17 protein-coding genes and 1 pseudogene are annotated in these 16,354 nt (G+C 60.6%); 6 read left to right on the top strand and 12 right to left on the bottom strand.

Annotated features, from left to right (window positions below; genetic code table 11):
* Positions 1–5 precede the first annotated feature (5 nt).
* The gene (gene exbB, locus QMK47_RS00200; protein WP_320389624.1) at positions 6–1,004 is read right to left on the bottom strand and encodes a tonB-system energizer ExbB; all 999 of its coding nucleotides are present in this window, start codon (positions 1,002–1,004) and stop codon (positions 6–8) included.
* Between the two features lie 188 nt (positions 1,005–1,192).
* Here exbB and QMK47_RS00195 point away from each other — a divergent pair, with 188 nt between their 5' ends.
* Positions 1,193–2,050 (top strand): SDR family oxidoreductase, encoded by an 858-nt coding sequence (locus QMK47_RS00195; protein ID WP_258689902.1) that lies wholly within the window; start codon positions 1,193–1,195, stop codon positions 2,048–2,050.
* 56 nt (positions 2,051–2,106) lie between these two features.
* Here QMK47_RS00195 and QMK47_RS00190 read toward each other — a convergent pair whose 3' ends face one another.
* Positions 2,107–2,232 carry a hypothetical protein gene (locus tag QMK47_RS00190; RefSeq protein ID WP_320389623.1) on the bottom strand — a complete coding sequence of 42 codons (126 nt, stop codon included), beginning with the start codon at positions 2,230–2,232 and terminating at the stop codon, positions 2,107–2,109.
* A 64-nt stretch (positions 2,233–2,296) separates the two neighbouring features.
* On the opposite strand from QMK47_RS00190, the gene QMK47_RS00185 reads away from it, so the two are divergent.
* Positions 2,297–3,196, top strand: a complete 900-nt coding sequence (locus QMK47_RS00185) for a DMT family transporter (RefSeq protein WP_253470404.1) — start codon at positions 2,297–2,299, stop codon at positions 3,194–3,196.
* Positions 3,197–3,247: 51 nt separating this feature from the next.
* Here QMK47_RS00185 and QMK47_RS00180 read toward each other — a convergent pair whose 3' ends face one another.
* From QMK47_RS00180 to QMK47_RS00155, 6 genes are all read right to left on the bottom strand, one after another.
* On the bottom strand, positions 3,248–3,988 hold the full coding sequence (locus QMK47_RS00180; RefSeq protein WP_253470402.1) for a hypothetical protein: 741 nt from the start codon (positions 3,986–3,988) through the stop codon (positions 3,248–3,250).
* 55 nt (positions 3,989–4,043) lie between these two features.
* A complete protein-coding gene (locus QMK47_RS00175; protein ID WP_003206880.1) occupies positions 4,044–4,424 on the bottom strand; it encodes a RidA family protein in 381 nt (126 codons plus the stop codon).
* Between the two features lie 24 nt (positions 4,425–4,448).
* The gene (gene spoT, locus QMK47_RS00170) at positions 4,449–6,554 is read right to left on the bottom strand and encodes a bifunctional GTP diphosphokinase/guanosine-3',5'-bis pyrophosphate 3'-pyrophosphohydrolase (RefSeq protein ID WP_053190083.1); all 2,106 of its coding nucleotides are present in this window, start codon (positions 6,552–6,554) and stop codon (positions 4,449–4,451) included.
* 60 nt (positions 6,555–6,614) lie between these two features.
* Positions 6,615–6,878, bottom strand: coding sequence for a DNA-directed RNA polymerase subunit omega (gene rpoZ, locus QMK47_RS00165; RefSeq protein WP_003177259.1), 264 nt, complete (start codon positions 6,876–6,878; stop codon positions 6,615–6,617).
* A gap of 167 nt (positions 6,879–7,045) precedes the next feature.
* Positions 7,046–7,666: a guanylate kinase gene (gene gmk / locus QMK47_RS00160; RefSeq protein ID WP_003206877.1), complete on the bottom strand. Its 621-nt coding sequence runs from the start codon at positions 7,664–7,666 to the stop codon at positions 7,046–7,048.
* Between the two features lie 10 nt (positions 7,667–7,676).
* Positions 7,677–8,540, bottom strand: a complete 864-nt coding sequence (locus QMK47_RS00155; RefSeq protein WP_253470400.1) for a YicC/YloC family endoribonuclease — start codon at positions 8,538–8,540, stop codon at positions 7,677–7,679.
* Positions 8,541–8,815: 275 nt separating this feature from the next.
* Here QMK47_RS00155 and rph point away from each other — a divergent pair, with 275 nt between their 5' ends.
* From rph to gltS, 3 genes are all read left to right on the top strand, one after another.
* Positions 8,816–9,538 carry a ribonuclease PH gene (gene rph / locus QMK47_RS00150; RefSeq protein ID WP_003177262.1) on the top strand — a complete coding sequence of 241 codons (723 nt, stop codon included), beginning with the start codon at positions 8,816–8,818 and terminating at the stop codon, positions 9,536–9,538.
* Positions 9,539–9,569: 31 nt separating this feature from the next.
* Positions 9,570–9,938 (top strand): DUF4870 domain-containing protein, encoded by a 369-nt coding sequence (locus QMK47_RS00145; RefSeq protein ID WP_013694558.1) that lies wholly within the window; start codon positions 9,570–9,572, stop codon positions 9,936–9,938.
* A gap of 362 nt (positions 9,939–10,300) precedes the next feature.
* Entirely contained in the window at positions 10,301–11,509 is a 1,209-nt protein-coding gene (gltS, locus tag QMK47_RS00140; protein ID WP_258689895.1) for a sodium/glutamate symporter, read from the top strand.
* A 95-nt stretch (positions 11,510–11,604) separates the two neighbouring features.
* Here gltS and QMK47_RS00135 read toward each other — a convergent pair whose 3' ends face one another.
* Entirely contained in the window at positions 11,605–12,384 is a 780-nt protein-coding gene (locus QMK47_RS00135) for an exodeoxyribonuclease III (protein WP_013694557.1), read from the bottom strand.
* An 83-nt stretch (positions 12,385–12,467) separates the two neighbouring features.
* Between QMK47_RS00135 and pyrE the strand changes: the two genes are divergently transcribed.
* Positions 12,468–13,112, top strand: a complete 645-nt coding sequence (pyrE, locus tag QMK47_RS00130; protein ID WP_253470396.1) for an orotate phosphoribosyltransferase — start codon at positions 12,468–12,470, stop codon at positions 13,110–13,112.
* 197 nt (positions 13,113–13,309) lie between these two features.
* Here pyrE and argB read toward each other — a convergent pair whose 3' ends face one another.
* The 3 genes and pseudogenes from argB to dut form a co-directional block, all read right to left on the bottom strand.
* Positions 13,310–14,215: an acetylglutamate kinase gene (gene argB, locus QMK47_RS00125; protein ID WP_003206871.1), complete on the bottom strand. Its 906-nt coding sequence runs from the start codon at positions 14,213–14,215 to the stop codon at positions 13,310–13,312.
* 27 nt (positions 14,216–14,242) lie between these two features.
* Positions 14,243–15,646 (bottom strand): annotated as a pseudogene (locus tag QMK47_RS00120) (phosphomannomutase/phosphoglucomutase); the annotation flags it as partial.
* 251 nt (positions 15,647–15,897) lie between these two features.
* On the bottom strand, positions 15,898–16,353 hold the full coding sequence (gene dut, locus QMK47_RS00115) for a dUTP diphosphatase (protein ID WP_135847774.1): 456 nt from the start codon (positions 16,351–16,353) through the stop codon (positions 15,898–15,900).
* Between the last annotated feature and the right edge of the window lies 1 nt (position 16,354).

Raw genomic sequence — 16,354 nt, 5'->3', positions numbered from 1 at the left:
GCCGATTACCCCACTTTCACCATGTGCGGTTGCGAGCTGCGCTCGGTCGGCTGGTGGTCGAGGTCACGGCTGACCAGCAGCAGGACTTCGGCCGAAGCATCGGAGACCTGGGCCTTGTAGCCGGCAATGGAGCGGGCGAAAACGTTGTAGATCACGACGGCCGGGATCGCTGCGACCAGGCCCAAGGCCGTTGCAAGCAAGGCTTCGGCGATGCCGGGTGCGACGACGGCGAGGTTGGTGGTCTGGGTCTTGGCGATGCCGATGAAGCTGTTCATGATGCCCCACACGGTGCCGAACAGGCCGACGAATGGCGCGGTAGAGCCGATGGTGGCGAGCACGCCGGTGCCGCTGCTCATGCTGCGACCACAGGCGGCAACCAGGCGCTCGAGGCGGAAGCTCACGCGCTCCTTGATGCCTTCTTTCTCGCGGCTGTTGGCCGACAGGCGCATCTCTTCGAGTGCGTCATGCACCAGCAGGTTGGCAAGAGTGCCTGCCTTCGCGGCGGTGGCGCTGGCTTCCTTGAGGGTGGTGGCTTTTTTCAGGGCGGCGATTTCACCACGCAAGCGACGCTTGGCACCCAGCAGCTCGAAGCCTTTGGCAATCCAGATGGTCCAGGTGATGATCGAGGCGATGGCCAGGCCGATCATCACGATTTTCACGATGATGTCGGCGTTCTTGTACATGCCCCATGGCGACAGGTCGTGAGCCATGCCCAGGGAGTTGTCGGCATTTTGCTGGTCTTGTTCCATCAGCTTCGCCGTTTCGCCGAGCTCGGACAATGCGTTTTGGACTTCTGGAGGAAGTGACGAGGTGTCCACGCTGCCGTCAGGGTTGCGCGGTACTTGCGGTGTGCTTGCAGCGGGTTCGCTAGTGGTTGCGGGAGCGGACGCTTGATCGGCGAATGCGGCGGCAGGTGCCAGCAGCAGGCTGAACAGCAGGGCAGCTACCGTGCCCCAGGCACGAGGTCGATTGGTTGGCGAAGCGGGGGATAGAGAGCGTTTCATGCTGGCCGGACCTGAGAGAAAAAAGAAGGTTGATGTTCTTCCAGGCCTCGGGGGCCGAGAACAAAAGTGGTGGGCATTATTGCAATTAATTCTTGTTAACAAAAGTAATACAGTTACTTTTTTTGTCCCATGGCTAGCCGCTCGTCCCCTGCGAAGGCTAGTCTGCGGCTTTGCCAGAGGAGTTCTTGATGTCCGCGCCTTCTGTTTTGATCGCCGGCTGCGGTGATATCGGCGGCCGCCTGGCCAGCCAGTTAGTGGCCGAACATTGGCAAGTCCATGGCCTGCGGCGCACGGTTTCGAACCTGCCGGCGGGCGTCATCGGGGTGGCGGGGGATTTGTTCAGCGAGCAATGCCCCGCCGCCTGGCCCACCGGGTCACTGGATTACCTGGTGTACAGCGCCGCGGCCACCGACCATGACGAAGCGGGTTATCGCACGGCTTATGTCGAGGGGTTGCAGCACGTGTTGAGCTGGTTGAAGCAGCATGGGCAGCAGCCCAAGCGTCTGCTGTTTGTGTCCAGCAGCAGTGTGTATGGGCAACAGCAGGGCGAATGGGTGGATGAAACTTCGCCAACCGTGGCCGGCGGGTATTCCGGTCGCCTGATGCTCGAAGCCGAGCAAGTGGCCTTGGACAGTGGCATCCCGGCCAGTCGCGTGCGCCTGACCGGCATCTATGGGCCGGGTCGGGAATGGTTGCTGAGCCAGGTGCGCCAAGGTTATCGCGTCGTGATCGACCCGCCGCTGTACGCCAATCGCATCCACGCCGATGATGCGGCCGGCTTGCTGGCGTTCCTGCTGGAGGCCGATCGCCAGGGCCAGGTGCTGGACGATTGCTACATCGGCGTCGACGACGCCCCTGCGCCGCTGGCCGAGGTGGTGGGCTGGTTGCGTGAATACATGGGCGTCACCCAGTGGGCCGAAGACGCCAGCGTGCGTCGTGCCGGCAGCAAGCGCTGCAGCAATGCCCGGGCGAAGGCCTTGGGATGGACGCCGCGGTATCCGAGTTTTCGCGAGGGGTATGCGGCGATTCTGGAAGGGCGCTGCTGACACGGGCCTGCTCGGCATGTGCTCGATGATGGGGTTCGGCGCCAAGGGCTAGTTCTCTATGGGCTCTTGCCGCCCTGAGTACCTTCCAGGTCTTGACTTGGTTCATCGAGCTCGCCGAGCATTAACCGCTGCTTGCCGAAGCCAAGAGTGATCTGCAGGCCACCCGCAACCGTTTCAGTCATCTTTTGCGTCGTCGGTGGGCCAACATCCTGTCGAACGACCTGACAGCGACAAGGACCGTCATCAATGCAAGCCAGTTTCAGCAAAGGCGTTATCTTTGCACTCTCCGCCGCCGCACTTAACGCCACGATAGGCGTGCTCAGCAAAGTGCTCATGAGCAATGGTTTCACCGCCAGCAGTGTCGCCGTCATAAAGACAGTCCTGGGTTGTCTGCTACTCTCGGCCTTGCTGCTGTTTATCAAGCGTCCGGCGACGACGGCCAAATGGACCCAGGCGGCGATCTGCGCGTTTCTCGGTATCTTTGTGCTGTTCCACTTCGAAACGGCTGCCTATCGGCATTACGCTGCGGCGGGTGTAGTCGTGATGCTGATGGCCAGTGCTTCCATTTCCTCGATTGTGCTCGGACGCATAATCCTCAAGGATCCGATCACCGCGAACGCCACTGTGGGTGCCGCCTTGGCGATCGCCGGAATCGCGGTGATCTTTGGCGCCGATCTGCAGCAGGGCTTCACGCTCCAGGGCGTTGCGCTCGCGTCCATGGCGGGCTGCGGCTATGGGGCGTTTTCGGTAGCCATGAAGCGGATGGGCGTGTCCGGTGGGCTGCACTTCACTCGTCAGTTGCTGTTCTTCGGCAGCCTGTACTTGCTGATGCCGGCTTCGGCCGACGGCTTTGTGATCGGTGAGCTGTCGCCCTGGGCGATTGGCGCACTGCTGGCGTTGGCCGCGCTGCCGACCATCCTCGGTTTTTTCTGCACCACCAAGGCAATCGAGTACCTCAAGCCATCCCAGGTGCAAGCCTTGGAGCTGACCGAGCCACTGTTCGCCGCACTGCTGGCATTTGTTGTGCTCAATGAGGTGCCGCGCGAAAGCCTGTACCCGGGCGCACTGCTGATCATCATTGGGCTGTGTTTCTCCAATGAGCTGATCCGCCTGGGTAGAAAAAAGCCAGTTCCGTCTCGCGCGTGAACCTTTGCCGGGAGGGGGCGCTCGTACAGTTACTTCAAGGCGCCCTGTCTCTTACTGCTTTTCCAGCAACCACTGCCGAGTGCCCGGCGTGAACGAAGGCATTTCATCGGCCAGCGCGGCGTTGACGGTCTGGAAGATCTCCAGCTTCTTGCCGTCGCGGGCAAAGATCCAGGTGTTGCCCTGGCCGTTCTGTTGCAGCCAGATGTTGTCGTTGCCACCGCTCATGGAGGCGCAATCGCCGGCCAGGCACAAGGCATAGCGATCGGCACCCGGAAGGCCGCTGACCTGGCCGTCGGGCTGGAATTGCACGGTGGCGCCCTGGCCGGGGCCGCTGGCGATGTTCCAGGTGCCGCCCAGGTAGGCGGCATACAGCGCACGCTCGAAACTGGCGCCGATGGGCGCGCCTTCCGGGACCTGGACTTGTGCGCGATCGAACACCTGCTGCGGTTCGTTCTCGGTGGCGGCCTGGCTCAACTGGTCGCCGTCGCGCTTGAGTTCGCTGGCGGAGCTGCCGTAGAAGTCGACTTTCCAGGCGCCGTCTTCTTCGCCCAGCAATTTGCCTTCGACGTTTTCAAAGCCGTTGGTGTAGCGCGCCTGGCCGGCCCGGGTGTTGACGTCCCATTCCAGGTTCGGGCCATAGCCCTGCAGCGCTTCGCGAAGCGGGCCGCCCTTGGCGGCAGCGTCGATGGCTGCCTGGTTGATCCAGGTGCCGCTGATGTCACGGTCGGCAGGGTCGCTGGCGCAGCCGCCCAGAAGCAGGGCAGCCAGCGAGAGAGCAAGCGCTTTGCGCATGGTGGAATCCTTTCAAGACGAAAACGGCGCAGCAGGGGAGGCCGCGCCGGCCTTATTACTCGATGACCAGGATGGCATCCATCTCAACCTGAGCGCCCTTGGGCAGGGCAGCCACGCCGATGGCGGCGCGGGCAGGGTAAGGCTGGTCGAAGTACTTGCCCATCACCTCGTTGACCTTGGCGAAGTGGCTCAGGTCGGTGAGGAAGATGTTCAGCTTGACGATGTCCTTGAACGAACCACCGGCGGCCTCGGCCACGGCCTTGAGGTTTTCGAACACCTGCACGGTCTGGGCTTCGAAGCCTTCCACCAGCTCCATGGTCTTGGGGTCCAGTGGAATCTGGCCCGACATGTACACGGTGTTGCCAGCCTTGATCGCCTGGGAATAAGTACCGATGGCGGCCGGGGCCTTGTCGCTGGTGATAACAGTCTTGGTCATGAATGACTCCTGATAACGAATGGGCTACGCGCGCATGCGGGTGATGCGGATAACGCCGGTCAGGGCGCGCAGTTTCTTGATCACGCGGGCCAGGTGCACACGGTCGTGTACGCTGACCACCAATTGAACGACGCTGATGCGGCCATCGCGTTCATCCATGCTGATTTTTTCGATATTGCCGTCGGCGGCATTGACGCTGCTGGCCAGCAGGGCGATCAGGCCGCGCTGGTGCTCCAGCTCGACCCGCAGCTCGACGTTGAATTCGCCGGTGACATCCTTGGCCCAGGAGAGCTGGATGCATTTTTCCGGGTTGTGCCGGATTTCGCTGATGTTGCGGCAGTTGTCCAGGTGCACGACCATCCCTTTGCCGGCGGACAAATGGCCGACAATCGGGTCGCCCGGGATCGGCGTGCAACACTTGGCATAACTGAGCACCAGGCCCTCGGTGCCGCGAATCGCCAGCGGGCCTTCGGGGCTTGGCAACTGTTCGCCTTCGCCGAGCAGGCGACGGGCAACGACGTAGGCCATGCGATTGCCCAGGCCGATGTCTTCGAGCAGGTCTTCGATCAATTCGAGACGGTATTCGTGGAGCATCAGTTGCACGCGCTCGGCCGGGATCTTGTCCAGCGAGCTGTCGAAACCGTTCAGCACCTTGTTCAGCAGGCGTTCACCGAGGCTGATGGATTCGGAGCGGCGTTGCAGTTTCAAGGCATGGCGGATATGGGTGCGGGCCTTGCCGGTGACCACGAAATTGAGCCATGCCGGGTTGGGGCGTGCGCCCGGGGCGCTGACGATTTCAACCGTGGAGCCGCTTTGCAGCGGTTCGGACAACGGTGCCAGGCGGCGGTTGATCCGGCACGCGATGCAACTGTTGCCGACGTCGGTGTGCACCGCATAGGCAAAGTCCACGGCCGTGGAGCCTTTGGGCAGCTCCATGATCCGGCCCTTGGGCGTGAAGACGTAGACCTCGTCCGGAAACAGGTCGATCTTCACGCTCTCGATGAATTCCAGGGAGTTGCCGGCACGCTGCTGCATTTCCAGCACACCCTTGACCCATTGCCGGGCGCGAGCGTGGGTGCTCTTGGGTTGTTCGTCACCGCTGGATTTGTACAGCCAATGGGCGGCGATGCCGTTGTTGGCCATTTCTTCCATTTCACGGGTGCGGATCTGGATCTCGATCGGTACGCCGTGCATGCCGAACAGCGTGGTGTGCAGCGACTGATAGCCGTTGGCCTTGGGGATCGCGATGTAATCCTTGAAGCGCCCCGGCAACGGTTTGTACAAATTATGTACAGCGCCCAGCACGCGGTAGCAGGTATCGACCTTGTCGACGATGATCCGGAACGCGTAGACGTCCATGATCTCGTTGAAGGCCCGACGCTTGCCGCGCATTTTCTTGTAGATGCCGTAGAGGTGTTTCTGCCGCCCGCTGACTTCGCCTTCGATGCCGTCGATGGCCAGGCAGTGGCTCAGGGACTCTTCGATCTTGTTGACGATTTCCTTGCGGTTGCCCCGGGCGCGCTTGACGGCCTGGTTGATCCGCGCCGAACGCATCGGGTGCATGGCCTTGAAACCGAGGTCTTCGAACTCGATGCGGATCGCGTGCATGCCCAGGCGGTTGGCGATGGGGGCGTAGATTTCCAGGGTTTCCTTGGCGATGCGCCGGCGTTTTTCGCCGGACAGCACTTCCAGGGTGCGCATGTTGTGCAGGCGGTCGGCGAGCTTGACCAGGATCACGCGAATGTCGCGAGCCATGGCCATGGCCATTTTCTGGAAGTTTTCGGCCTGGGCCTCGGCCTTGGTCTCGAAGTTCATCTGGGTCAGCTTGCTGACCCCGTCGACCAGTTCGGCCACGGTTTCGCCGAACTGCGCTTGCAGCGCTTCCTTGGCAATGCCGGTGTCTTCGATCACGTCATGCAGCATCGCCGCCATCAGGCTCTGATGGTCCATGTGCATGTCGGCAAGAATATTCGCCACCGCAAGGGGATGCGTGACGTACGCCTCGCCGCTGCGGCGGCGCTGGCCGTCGTGGGCTTGTTCGGCGTAGAAATAGGCTCGGCGGACCAGGTTGACCTGGTCCGTGCCGAGGTAGGCCGATAAGCGATCGGCGAGGGCGTCTATGCTCGGCATGATGATGACTCCTGCCGTTTGCTGTGACCCCGCGCCGTGCTACGTCGACCAGGCATAGGCTTAGACCGCCTCGTTGGACTCGTCCTCGAACGCTGCGAACAGCGGTTCGTCTTCGACGATTTCAGCGTTGGCGATGAACTCGTAGCTCATCAGGCCTTCGGCGATTTCACGCAGCGCTACTACGGTAGGCTTGTCGTTTTCCCACTGGACCAACGGCTCTTTGCCACCGGTGGCCAGTTGACGGGCACGCTTGGTAGAGAGCATGACCAGCTCAAAGCGGTTTTCCACGTGTTCTAGGCAGTCTTCAACGGTTACGCGGGCCATGGTATTCCTCGGAGCGAATGCAATATGCGCGCTGCCCGGTTGGGCGAGCGGACTCGACAGTTTAAAAAAACACCAGCGTTTAGGGAAGCGCTGATTTTTTAACCAAACCCCTCGGCGCGCTGCGACTACCAATGTAAAGCCGTCGCAGCGGTTTTGGGAAGAGCTGTTCAGCCCAACAATTCGGCCAATAATTTGCCGAAACGTTGCTGCTGGCGTTTCTGCTGCAGCTGGCTGGCGCGGAAAATCGCCTTCAGGTCGTCCAGCGCGTGGGCGAAATCGTCGTTGATGATCAGGTAATCATAGTCGACGTAGTGACTCATCTCGCTGACCGCTTCGCGCATCCGGCCCTCGATGATGTCGTCGCTGTCCTGGCCACGGTTGGTCAGGCGCTGGCGCAGGGCCTGCTGGCTCGGCGGCAGGATGAAGATCGAACGGGCCTGGGGCATCAGCTTGCGCACCTGCTCGGCGCCTTGCCAGTCGATTTCCAGGATCAGGTCGTGACCTTCGTCCAGGGTCTGCTGCAAGTAGCTTTGCGAAGTGCCATAAAGGTTGCCGAAAACTTCGGCGCGCTCCAGGAAGTCGCCGTGTTCGGCCATCTTCACGAACTCTTCGCGGTCGACGAAGTGATAGTTCACACCATTCACTTCGCCCGGACGCATGGCGCGGGTGGTGTGCGAGACCGAGACGCGGATCTGCGGTTCGGCATCGATCAGTGCCTTGACCAGGCTGGTCTTGCCGGCGCCCGAGGGCGCGGAAATGATGTAGAGGGTGCCGGTGCTGTGGGTCATGTCGTTAGCCTTACTCAATGTTCTGCACTTGTTCGCGCATTTGTTCGATCAACACCTTGAGGTTGACCGCCGCCTGGGTGCTGCGCGGGTCGAAGGCCTTGGAGCCCAGTGTATTGGCCTCGCGGTTGAGCTCCTGCATCAGGAAGTCGAGGCGGCGACCGGCCGCACCGCCGGACTTGAGCACCCGGCGAACTTCGATGATGTGGGTGCTCAGGCGATCCAGTTCTTCGGCCACGTCGCTCTTTTGCGCGAGCATGACCATTTCCTGTTCCAGGCGTTGCGGGTCCAGCTCGGCCTTCATGTCGGTGAAGCGGTCGAGGACCTTCTGGCGCTGGGTGGCGAGCATCTGCGGGACCAGTTCGCGCAGGGTGCTGACGTCTTCTTCGATGGAGGTCAGGCGCTCGTTGATCAGCCGGGCCAGCTCCGCACCTTCGCGCTCGCGGCCGGCCTTGAGTTCCTTGAGTCCTTCATTGAACAGCGCCATCGCCTCGGCGTTCAGCGCCTGCGGGTCGCTCGCGTCACCCACCAGCACGCCGGGCCAGCCCAGGACTTCCAGTGGGTTCAGGGCGGCAGGGTGCTTGATCAGGCTGGCGACGGTTTCGGCGGCGGCGACCAGTTGCGCGGCGCGCTCGCGGTCCACCTGCAAGGCTTTGCCAGTGTTTTCTTCGGTGAAGCGCAGGGTGCATTCCAGCTTGCCCCGGGACAGGCCCTGGCGCAGCGCCTCGCGCACGCCGCCTTCGAGGTCGCGGAAAGACTCGGGCAGGCGCAGGTGCGGCTCCAGGTAGCGGCTGTTGACCGAGCGCAGTTCCCAGCTCAGCGTGCCTTGGGCCCCGGCTTTTTCGACGCGGGCGAAGGCGGTCATGCTGTGCACCATGGAGGATCCTCGCAATGCAGGCGGCCACAACGGGTGGTCGTGGGGCCTGGAATCTGTGAATAAAAGCCGAAGGGCAGCAAAGGCGCAGGATTGTAGCGCAGTGAAGCGCATGCCCCCAACCGCGCTTGCGACAAAGCGCAGCAGCCCGTCGGGCGGGCCTTTGCGCGGCCTCGCTCGCGCCGGCTTTTTAGAACCGAGCGACGTTTAACTGCCCTATGACGATTCACGGCTCTATAATGCTCGGCAGTTTTCCGTCCTCCGTACAGGTATTCCCTATGAAACGTCCAAGTGGTCGCGCTGCCGATCAGCTTCGCTCGATCCGCATTACCCGCAACTACACCAAACACGCCGAGGGATCTGTACTGGTCGAATTCGGTGATACCAAAGTCATCTGCACTGTCAGTGTCGAAAACGGCGTGCCACGGTTCCTCAAGGGTCAGGGCCAGGGCTGGTTGACGGCCGAATACGGCATGCTGCCGCGCGCCACCGGTGAGCGGAACCAGCGTGAGGCCAGCCGTGGCAAGCAAGGCGGCCGTACCCTGGAAATCCAACGCTTGATCGGCCGTTCGCTGCGTGCTGCCCTGGACATGTCCAAGTTGGGCGACGTAACGCTGTATGTCGATTGCGACGTGATCCAGGCCGACGGCGGTACCCGTACTGCCTCCATCACCGGGGCTATGGTCGCCCTGGTCGATGCCTTGAAAGTGATCAAGAAGCGCGGCGGCCTTAAGGGCGGCGACCCGCTCAAGCAAATGATCGCCGCTGTGTCCGTGGGCATGTACCAGGGCGAGCCGGTGCTGGACCTGGATTACCTGGAAGACTCCGCTGCCGAGACTGACCTGAACGTGGTCATGACCAGTGCCGGCGGTTTCATCGAAGTCCAGGGCACCGCCGAGGGCGCACCGTTCCAGCCGGAAGAATTGAACGCTATGCTGGAGTTGGCGAAGAAAGGCATGAACGAAATCTTCGAACTGCAAAAGGCCGCCTTGGCTGACTGATCGATTCCCGCTTCAAGACAAGGAGAGCGTCATGAGTGATGAGCAAATCCTACTGCCCCAGCCGAGCAAAGAGGCGCGTCAATGGGCAATGTTTTGTCACCTGTCCGCCTTGTTGGGGATCTGGATTCCGTTCGGCACGCTGATCGGGCCGCTGGTGCTCTGGCAGCTCAAGCGTGAGTCCGACCCGTTCATCGATGCCCAGGGCAAGGAAGCGCTGAACTTCCAGATCACCGTGGCGATTGCCTCGGCGATCAGCCTGCTGCTGATGGTCGTGGTGATCGGCTTCTTCCTGTTCGGCCTGGTGGCCATCGGTGCGCTGGTGCTGACGATCATTGGTGGCGTGAAGGCCAATGAAGGGCAGCCGTATCGGTATCCGTTTACCTGGCGCTTGGTCAAGTAACGATCAGCGCTGCGATTCAAGGACAATGCCCCGGCTTATCGGGGCATTGTCTTTTTTGAAGTCATGAATGTTTCTCTTTATGTGCAATCTTCCATTGCGTAGCGAGTGAGTGTGCGCATATTCCGCTCTTACACTTCTAGTCACAACTGCACAGTTTTAGTGCGGTCTCTATGCTTGGCAATAAGACACTTCGATTGATAGAGTTGCGCCAAGTTATATTCCTCCAGAAATATTTCGATATATTCAGACCATTGAAGGTCCTTGAATTCAAAGCCAATCAGTGTTGAGACAATCAACCTGTTCAAGAGGCGTGTCCAGGTAAAAAGTTCGCCCCTGAATATATGTTCAAAGAATAAACACTCATGTTTCAGCTCGATTTCTATGGAACACTTGTCGCCGCCTCTCTAGTGCTTTTGCTGGGGCGCGGACTTGTTACACGTGTTGGTTTTCTACGCGCCTACAATATCCCTGAGCCTGTAGCGGGCGGGCTGGTAGTTGCCCTGGTGCTCCTGGCTTTGCGGGGGCTTGAAGTTGAAGTTCGATTTGATACTTCATTGCAGACACCGTTGATGCTGGCATTTTTTGCCACGATTGGCCTGAGCGCAGACTTCGCGAGCCTGAAGAAAGGCGGGCGCGTAGTTGGGATTTTCCTGCTGGCGGTCGTCGGCCTGTTGGTGGTCCAGAATGCCATGGGCATCGGGCTCGCAAAAGCGCTGGGGCTCGATCCGTTAATGGGGTTGCTGACTGGCTCGATCAGCTTGGCGGGCGGTCACGGTACCGGCGCGGCGTGGGGGACGGTGTTCAGTGAGAAGTACGGTCTGGCTTCCGCCTCAGAACTTGCGATGGCTTCCGCGACGTTTGGTTTGGTGTTGGGTGGCTTGATCGGTGGACCGGTTGCGCGCCTGCTCATCAAGCGTGTCCAGTCACCCGGCGGCCTTGAATCAGAAAAGCCCCGGATACCCAAGGGCTTCGAACAGCCGAACAAAGAGCGCTCGATTACACCGTTTTCGTTTATCGAGACGCTGGCGCTGATTGCGGTCAGCCTGTTGGTCGGTACGCTCTTGAATGGGCAGCTCCACGACACCGCATTCGAGTTGCCGACATTCGTTTGTGTCTTGTTCGTGGGGGTGGTCCTGCGCAATGGACTTTCGGCACTCGGCTTGTATCAGGTCTTTGAGCGAGAAGTGTCCGTACTTGGCAATGTCAGCCTGTCACTGTTCCTGGCGATCGCCTTGATGTCACTCAAGTTGTGGGACCTGGCGTCGCTGGCCTTGCCGATATTCATTATCCTGGCGGCCCAGACATTGGTCATGGCGCTGTTTGCGATTTTCGTGACGTTCAGAATCATGGGCAGTCATTACGATGCAGCCGTCTTGGCGGCAGGGCATTGCGGTTTTGGGTTGGGCGCCACGCCGACGGCCATCGCCAACATGCAGGCAGTGACGCAGCGCTATGGGCCTTCACAGATAGCGTTTCTGGTGGTGCCGATGGTGGGAGCGTTCTTCATCGATATCATTAACGTCATCGTCATCAAGTTGTACCTTGCCCTGCCGTTTTTTGCCGTGGCTTGAGGTTCTGCGCGGTAGCGTTCGCCATAAAAAATGCCCGTATCTTGCGATACGGGCATTTTCTTTGGTCGGTCGACCTGGGGATGTCGCCGGGACGTTTAGATGGTCAGCGTCCAGTCGTAATCCACGATCAGCGGCGCATGCTGCGAGAACCGTGGCTGGCGCGGCAGGCGGGCGCTGCGTACGAAGCGGCGCAGCCCAGGTGTCAGCAACTGGTAGTCGAAGCGCCAGCCAAGGTTGAGCATCTCGGCCTGTTCGTTGTCCGGCCACCAGCTGTACTGGTCGCCTTCACGGCTGACTTCACGCAGGGCGTCGACATAACCCATGTTGCCAATGATCTCGTCCATCCAGGCCCGTTCCGGCGCCAGGAAACCAGGAGATTGCTGGCTGTCACGCCAGTTCTTGATATCCAGTTTCTGTTGCGCCACGTACAGCGAGCCACAATAGATGTACTCGCGACGTTTGCGCCGCTGTTTATCCAGATAACGGGCGAAGTCGTCCATCAACTTGAATTTCTGATTCAAATCTTCATCGCCGTTCTGCCCCGAAGGGAGCAGTAAGGTCGCGATGCTGACCTTGTCGAAATCGGCTTGCAGGTAGCGCCCGTAGCGGTCCGCCGTCTCGAAACCGAGACCGTTGATGACAGCCTTCGGTTGCAGCCGCGAGTACAAAGCCACGCCACCCTGGGCGGGGACTTCGGCATCGCAGGCATAAAGGAAGTAACCATCCAGTTGGAAGGCTGCATCGTCCAGTTCAAAGGCGGAGGCGCGGGTGTCCTGCAGGCAGATGACGTCGGCATTCTGTGCTTGCAGCCAACTGAGCAAACCACGCTCGACTGCAGCCTGAATACCATTGACGTTCACACTGATGATCCGCATAAATGGCCCCAAAAATCACGTGCGTGTATGATACACGCCGTGTACCTATTTAGCTAAATCCGCGGTATTTGAGGCTTTTTTTCATGCAGGCGTATCAGCGCGATTTCATTCGCTTTGCCATCGATCGCGGCGTTTTGCGCTTCGGTGAGTTCACCCTCAAGTCCGGGCGCACCAGCCCGTACTTCTTCAATGCCGGCCTGTTCAACACCGGTTCCGCCCTGGCGCAACTGGGTCGTTTCTATGCGGCGGCCATCGTTGAGAGCGGTATCCCGTTCGATGTGCTGTTCGGCCCGGCCTACAAAGGCATCCCGCTGGCCGCCACCACTGCCGTCGCCCTGGCCGAACACCACGGCCGCGACCTGCCTTGGTGCTTCAACCGCAAGGAAGCCAAGGCCCATGGCGAAGGCGGCAGCCTGGTGGGTGCAGCGCTGACCGGCGACGTGTTGATCATCGACGACGTCATCACTGCCGGTACTGCCATTCGCGAAGTGATGCAGATCATCGGTTCCCAGGAAGGCGCCAAGGCCGCTGGCGTGCTGATCGCCCTGAACCGCCAGGAGCGCGGCAACGGTGAGCTGTCGGCGATCCAGGAAGTGGAGCGCGACTTCGGTATTCCGGTGATCAGCATTGTGACGCTGAACCAAGTGCTGGAGTTTTTGGCCGACGATCCGCAGCTCAAGCAGCATTTGCCGGCGGTTGAGGCTTATCGGGCGCAGTTCGGCGTCTAAGAAGCCCGCTGATTTTGATCTTGTGGCGAGGGAGCTTGCCCCCGCTGGGCTGCGCAGCGGCCCCAACATTTTTGCGGTCGCTGCGCGACCGAGCGGGAGCAAGCTCCCTCGCCACAAAAAACATCATCTGAAAAAGAGGCGCAAAAAAAAGACCCCGCTCAGTCTGGCTGAGCGGGGTCTTTTTTTACCGGTATCGCTTAAGGACGCTTGCGATTGCTGATCAACGTACCCACGCCGGTGTCGGTGAAGATCTCCAGCAGGATCGCATTCGGTACCCGGCCGTCGATGATCAGCGAGCTGCCGACGCCGCCTTGTACCGCTTCCAGCGCGCAACGAATCTTCGGCAGCATGCCGCCGTAGATGGTGCCGTCGGCGATCAGGTCATCGACCTGCTGGGTCGACAGTCCGGTCAGGACTTTGCCCGACTTGTCCATCAAGCCGGCGATGTTGGTCAGCAGCATCAGCTTTTCAGCTTTCAGTGCCTCGGCAACCTTGCCCGCCACCAGGTCGGCGTTGATGTTGTACGACTCACCGTTGGCGCCCACGCCGATGGGCGCGATGACCGGGATGAAGTCGCCCTTGACCAGCAGGTTCAGCAGGTCGGTGTTGATGCCGACCACTTCGCCCACATGACCGATGTCGATGATTTCCGGCTGGGTCATCTCCGGTGTCTGGCGGGTAACGGTGAGTTTCTTCGCCCGGATCAGCTCGGCGTCCTTGCCTGTCAGGCCGATGGCGCTGCCGCCATGACGGTTGATCAGGTTGACGATGTCCTTGTTGACCTGGCCACCCAGGACCATTTCCACCACATCCATGGTCTGCGCGTCGGTCACGCGCATGCCATCGATGAAGTGGCTTTCGATCGACAGGCGCTTGAGCAGGTCACCGATCTGCGGGCCACCACCGTGTACCACCACCGGGTTGATGCCCACGGCCTTCATCAGCACGATGTCGCGGGCGAAGCCGGTCTTGAGCTCCTCGCTTTCCATCGCGTTGCCGCCGTATTTGATCACCAGGGTCTTGCCGACGTAGCGTCGGATATAAGGCAACGCTTCGGACAGGACCTTGGCGGTGTTGGCGGCGGCTTCGCGTTCGAGGGTCATTCAGGGCTCCGGTAGTGCTTCAAAAAATCAAAACGGTAGTTGGAGATCAGGTGCAACACGTTTGAGTTGGGTGTGGAACACATCCTTGATGCGCTGCAGTTCGGCCTCGTTGTCGGCCTCGAAACGCAGTACCAGCACCGGTGTGGTGTTGGATGCGCGAACCAGGCCCCAGCCGTGGGGATAGTCGACCCGCACACCATCGATGGTGGTCAGTTCGGCGCCTTCGCCCCATTGAGCGTCGTGCAGTGCATCAATGATGCTGAATTTGCTCTCTTCGGTCACATGGATATTGATTTCTGGCGTAGAAATATCGTTCGGGAAGGTTGCGAACAGCTCTTCGGCCGTGGATTTCTCCTTGCTGAGGATTTCCAGCAGGCGCGCGGCGCTGTAGATGCCGTCGTCAAAACCGAACCAGCGTTCCTTGAAGAAGATGTGGCCGCTCATTTCGCCGGCCAGCAGGGCGCCGCTTTGTTTCATTTTCTTCTTGATCAACGAATGACCGGTTTTCCACATCAGTGGGCGACCGCCATATTCCTTGATCAGCGGCACCAGGCGACGGGTGCATTTGACGTCGAAAATGATCTCGGCATTCGGGTTGCGCGCCACCACGTCCTTGGCAAACAGCATCAGCAGGCGGTCGGGGAACACCACGCTGCCGGTATTGGTCACCACGCCCACGCGGTCGCCGTCGCCGTCGAAGGCCAGGCCCAGGTCGGCGTTGGTTTCCTTGACCTTGGCGATCAGGTCTTCGAGGTTTTCCAGCTTGCCCGGATCCGGGTGGTGGTTAGGGAAGTTGCCGTCCACGTCGCAGAACAGCGGGATGACTTCGCAGTTCAGGGCTTCGATCAGTTGCGGGGCGATCACGCCAGCCGCGCCGTTGCCGCAATCGACCACCACTTTCAGGCGACGGGCGAGTTTCACGTCCTTGACGATCTCGTCGTTGTAGCGAGGAAGGATATCGACCTTGGTCACGCTGCCCTGGCCGCTGCTCAGGTCGTTGGTCTTGAGGCGGGTGTGCAGGGCCTGGATCTGCTCGTTGGCGAGGGTGTCGCCGGCGATGACGATCTTGAAGCCGTTGTAGTTCGATGGGTTGTGGCTGCCGGTGAGCATCACCCCGGACTTGCCGGCCAACACGTTGGCGGCGTAGTACAGCGCCGGGGTCGGCACCAGGCCTACGTCGCTGACGTGGCAGCCACTGTCGGCAACGCCTTTGATCAGTTGTTCGACCAGCTCGGGGCCCGACAAGCGGCCATCACGGCCGACGCTCACATTCGGTTCGCCCTGGGCCAGGCTTTGGGAGCCGATGGCGCGGCCGATCCAGTAGGCGGTTTCGGCGGTGAGGGTTTCCGGTACCACGCCACGGATGTCGTAGGCGCGGAAGATGCTGTCAGGGAAGATCGGGGCGATTGCGGCTGGGGTGTTCATGGGCGGGGCGCTCTATCAGGAAAGTGACTGGACAGGCCGACGGGTAGCGTCGGCAGGCTCAAGCTGAAGGGTATGACGGCGTTTTTGACAGAGAGTTCGTGGTGGGAAAGTGCCATGAGACAGCGTTACCCTGGCCTCGCTCGCCTAATACATTGATTCCGGGTGGGAAACCTAGCAGAAAGCCATTGCGCATTTTTTGTCCTGAAACACAAGCTTCACAAACGAGCCGGGCAGGACGCCCGGCCTGTAACCACCGGTCAATGGCTGCCGGAGTGCCCGAAACCACCCGCGCCGCGCTGGCTCTCGTCGAATTCCTCGACCAGTTCGAAGTGGGCCTGGACCACCGGCACCAGCACCAGCTGCGCGATGCGTTCGCCCACGACAATGTTGAAGGCTGTTTGGCCGCGGTTCCAGCACGACACCATCAGTTCGCCCTGGTAGTCAGAATCGATCAGGCCCACCAGGTTGCCCAGCACGATGCCGTGCTTATGGCCCAGGCCCGAGCGCGGCAGGATCAGCGCGGCCAGGCCCGGATCGCCGATGTACACCGACAGGCCGGTAGGAATCAGCAGGGTCTGGCCCGGCTCCAGGATCGTGTCCTGCTTGAGCATCGCCCGCAGGTCGAGGCCGGCGGAGCCCGGTGTGGCGTATTGCGGCAGCGGGAATTCGTTGCCGATGCGTGGGTCGAGGATCTTGGCTTGTAGGGCGTGCATG

The sequence above is a fragment of the Pseudomonas sp. P9_35 genome, from assembly GCF_034008205.1.
Lineage (GTDB): Bacteria > Pseudomonadota > Gammaproteobacteria > Pseudomonadales > Pseudomonadaceae > Aquipseudomonas > Aquipseudomonas kilonensis.
This window is presented reverse-complemented; position numbering and strand designations above follow the sequence as displayed.

Bases quoted from the DNA above. Each gene is read 5' to 3' on its own strand.
- rph (WP_003177262.1), top strand. From the start codon at position 8,816: ATGAAACGTCCAAGTGGTCGCGCTGCCGATCAGCTTCGCTCGATCCGC.
- QMK47_RS00185 (WP_253470404.1), top strand. From the start codon at position 2,297: ATGCAAGCCAGTTTCAGCAAAGGCGTTATCTTTGCACTCTCCGCCGCC.
- QMK47_RS00155 (WP_253470400.1), bottom strand. From the start codon at position 8,540: ATGGTGCACAGCATGACCGCCTTCGCCCGCGTCGAAAAAGCCGGGGCC.
- gmk (WP_003206877.1), bottom strand. From the start codon at position 7,666: ATGACCCACAGCACCGGCACCCTCTACATCATTTCCGCGCCCTCGGGC.
- gltS (WP_258689895.1), top strand. From the start codon at position 10,301: ATGTTTCAGCTCGATTTCTATGGAACACTTGTCGCCGCCTCTCTAGTG.
- QMK47_RS00135 (WP_013694557.1), bottom strand. From the start codon at position 12,384: ATGCGGATCATCAGTGTGAACGTCAATGGTATTCAGGCTGCAGTCGAG.
- dut (WP_135847774.1), bottom strand. From the start codon at position 16,353: ATGCACGCCCTACAAGCCAAGATCCTCGACCCACGCATCGGCAACGAA.
- argB (WP_003206871.1), bottom strand. From the start codon at position 14,215: ATGACCCTCGAACGCGAAGCCGCCGCCAACACCGCCAAGGTCCTGTCC.
- QMK47_RS00145 (WP_013694558.1), top strand. From the start codon at position 9,570: ATGAGTGATGAGCAAATCCTACTGCCCCAGCCGAGCAAAGAGGCGCGT.
- rpoZ (WP_003177259.1), bottom strand. From the start codon at position 6,878: ATGGCCCGCGTAACCGTTGAAGACTGCCTAGAACACGTGGAAAACCGC.
- spoT (WP_053190083.1), bottom strand. From the start codon at position 6,554: ATGCCGAGCATAGACGCCCTCGCCGATCGCTTATCGGCCTACCTCGGC.
- QMK47_RS00180 (WP_253470402.1), bottom strand. From the start codon at position 3,988: ATGCGCAAAGCGCTTGCTCTCTCGCTGGCTGCCCTGCTTCTGGGCGGC.
- QMK47_RS00190 (WP_320389623.1), bottom strand. From the start codon at position 2,232: ATGACTGAAACGGTTGCGGGTGGCCTGCAGATCACTCTTGGCTTCGGC.
- exbB (WP_320389624.1), bottom strand. From the start codon at position 1,004: ATGAAACGCTCTCTATCCCCCGCTTCGCCAACCAATCGACCTCGTGCC.
- QMK47_RS00195 (WP_258689902.1), top strand. From the start codon at position 1,193: ATGTCCGCGCCTTCTGTTTTGATCGCCGGCTGCGGTGATATCGGCGGC.
- QMK47_RS00175 (WP_003206880.1), bottom strand. From the start codon at position 4,424: ATGACCAAGACTGTTATCACCAGCGACAAGGCCCCGGCCGCCATCGGT.
- pyrE (WP_253470396.1), top strand. From the start codon at position 12,468: ATGCAGGCGTATCAGCGCGATTTCATTCGCTTTGCCATCGATCGCGGC.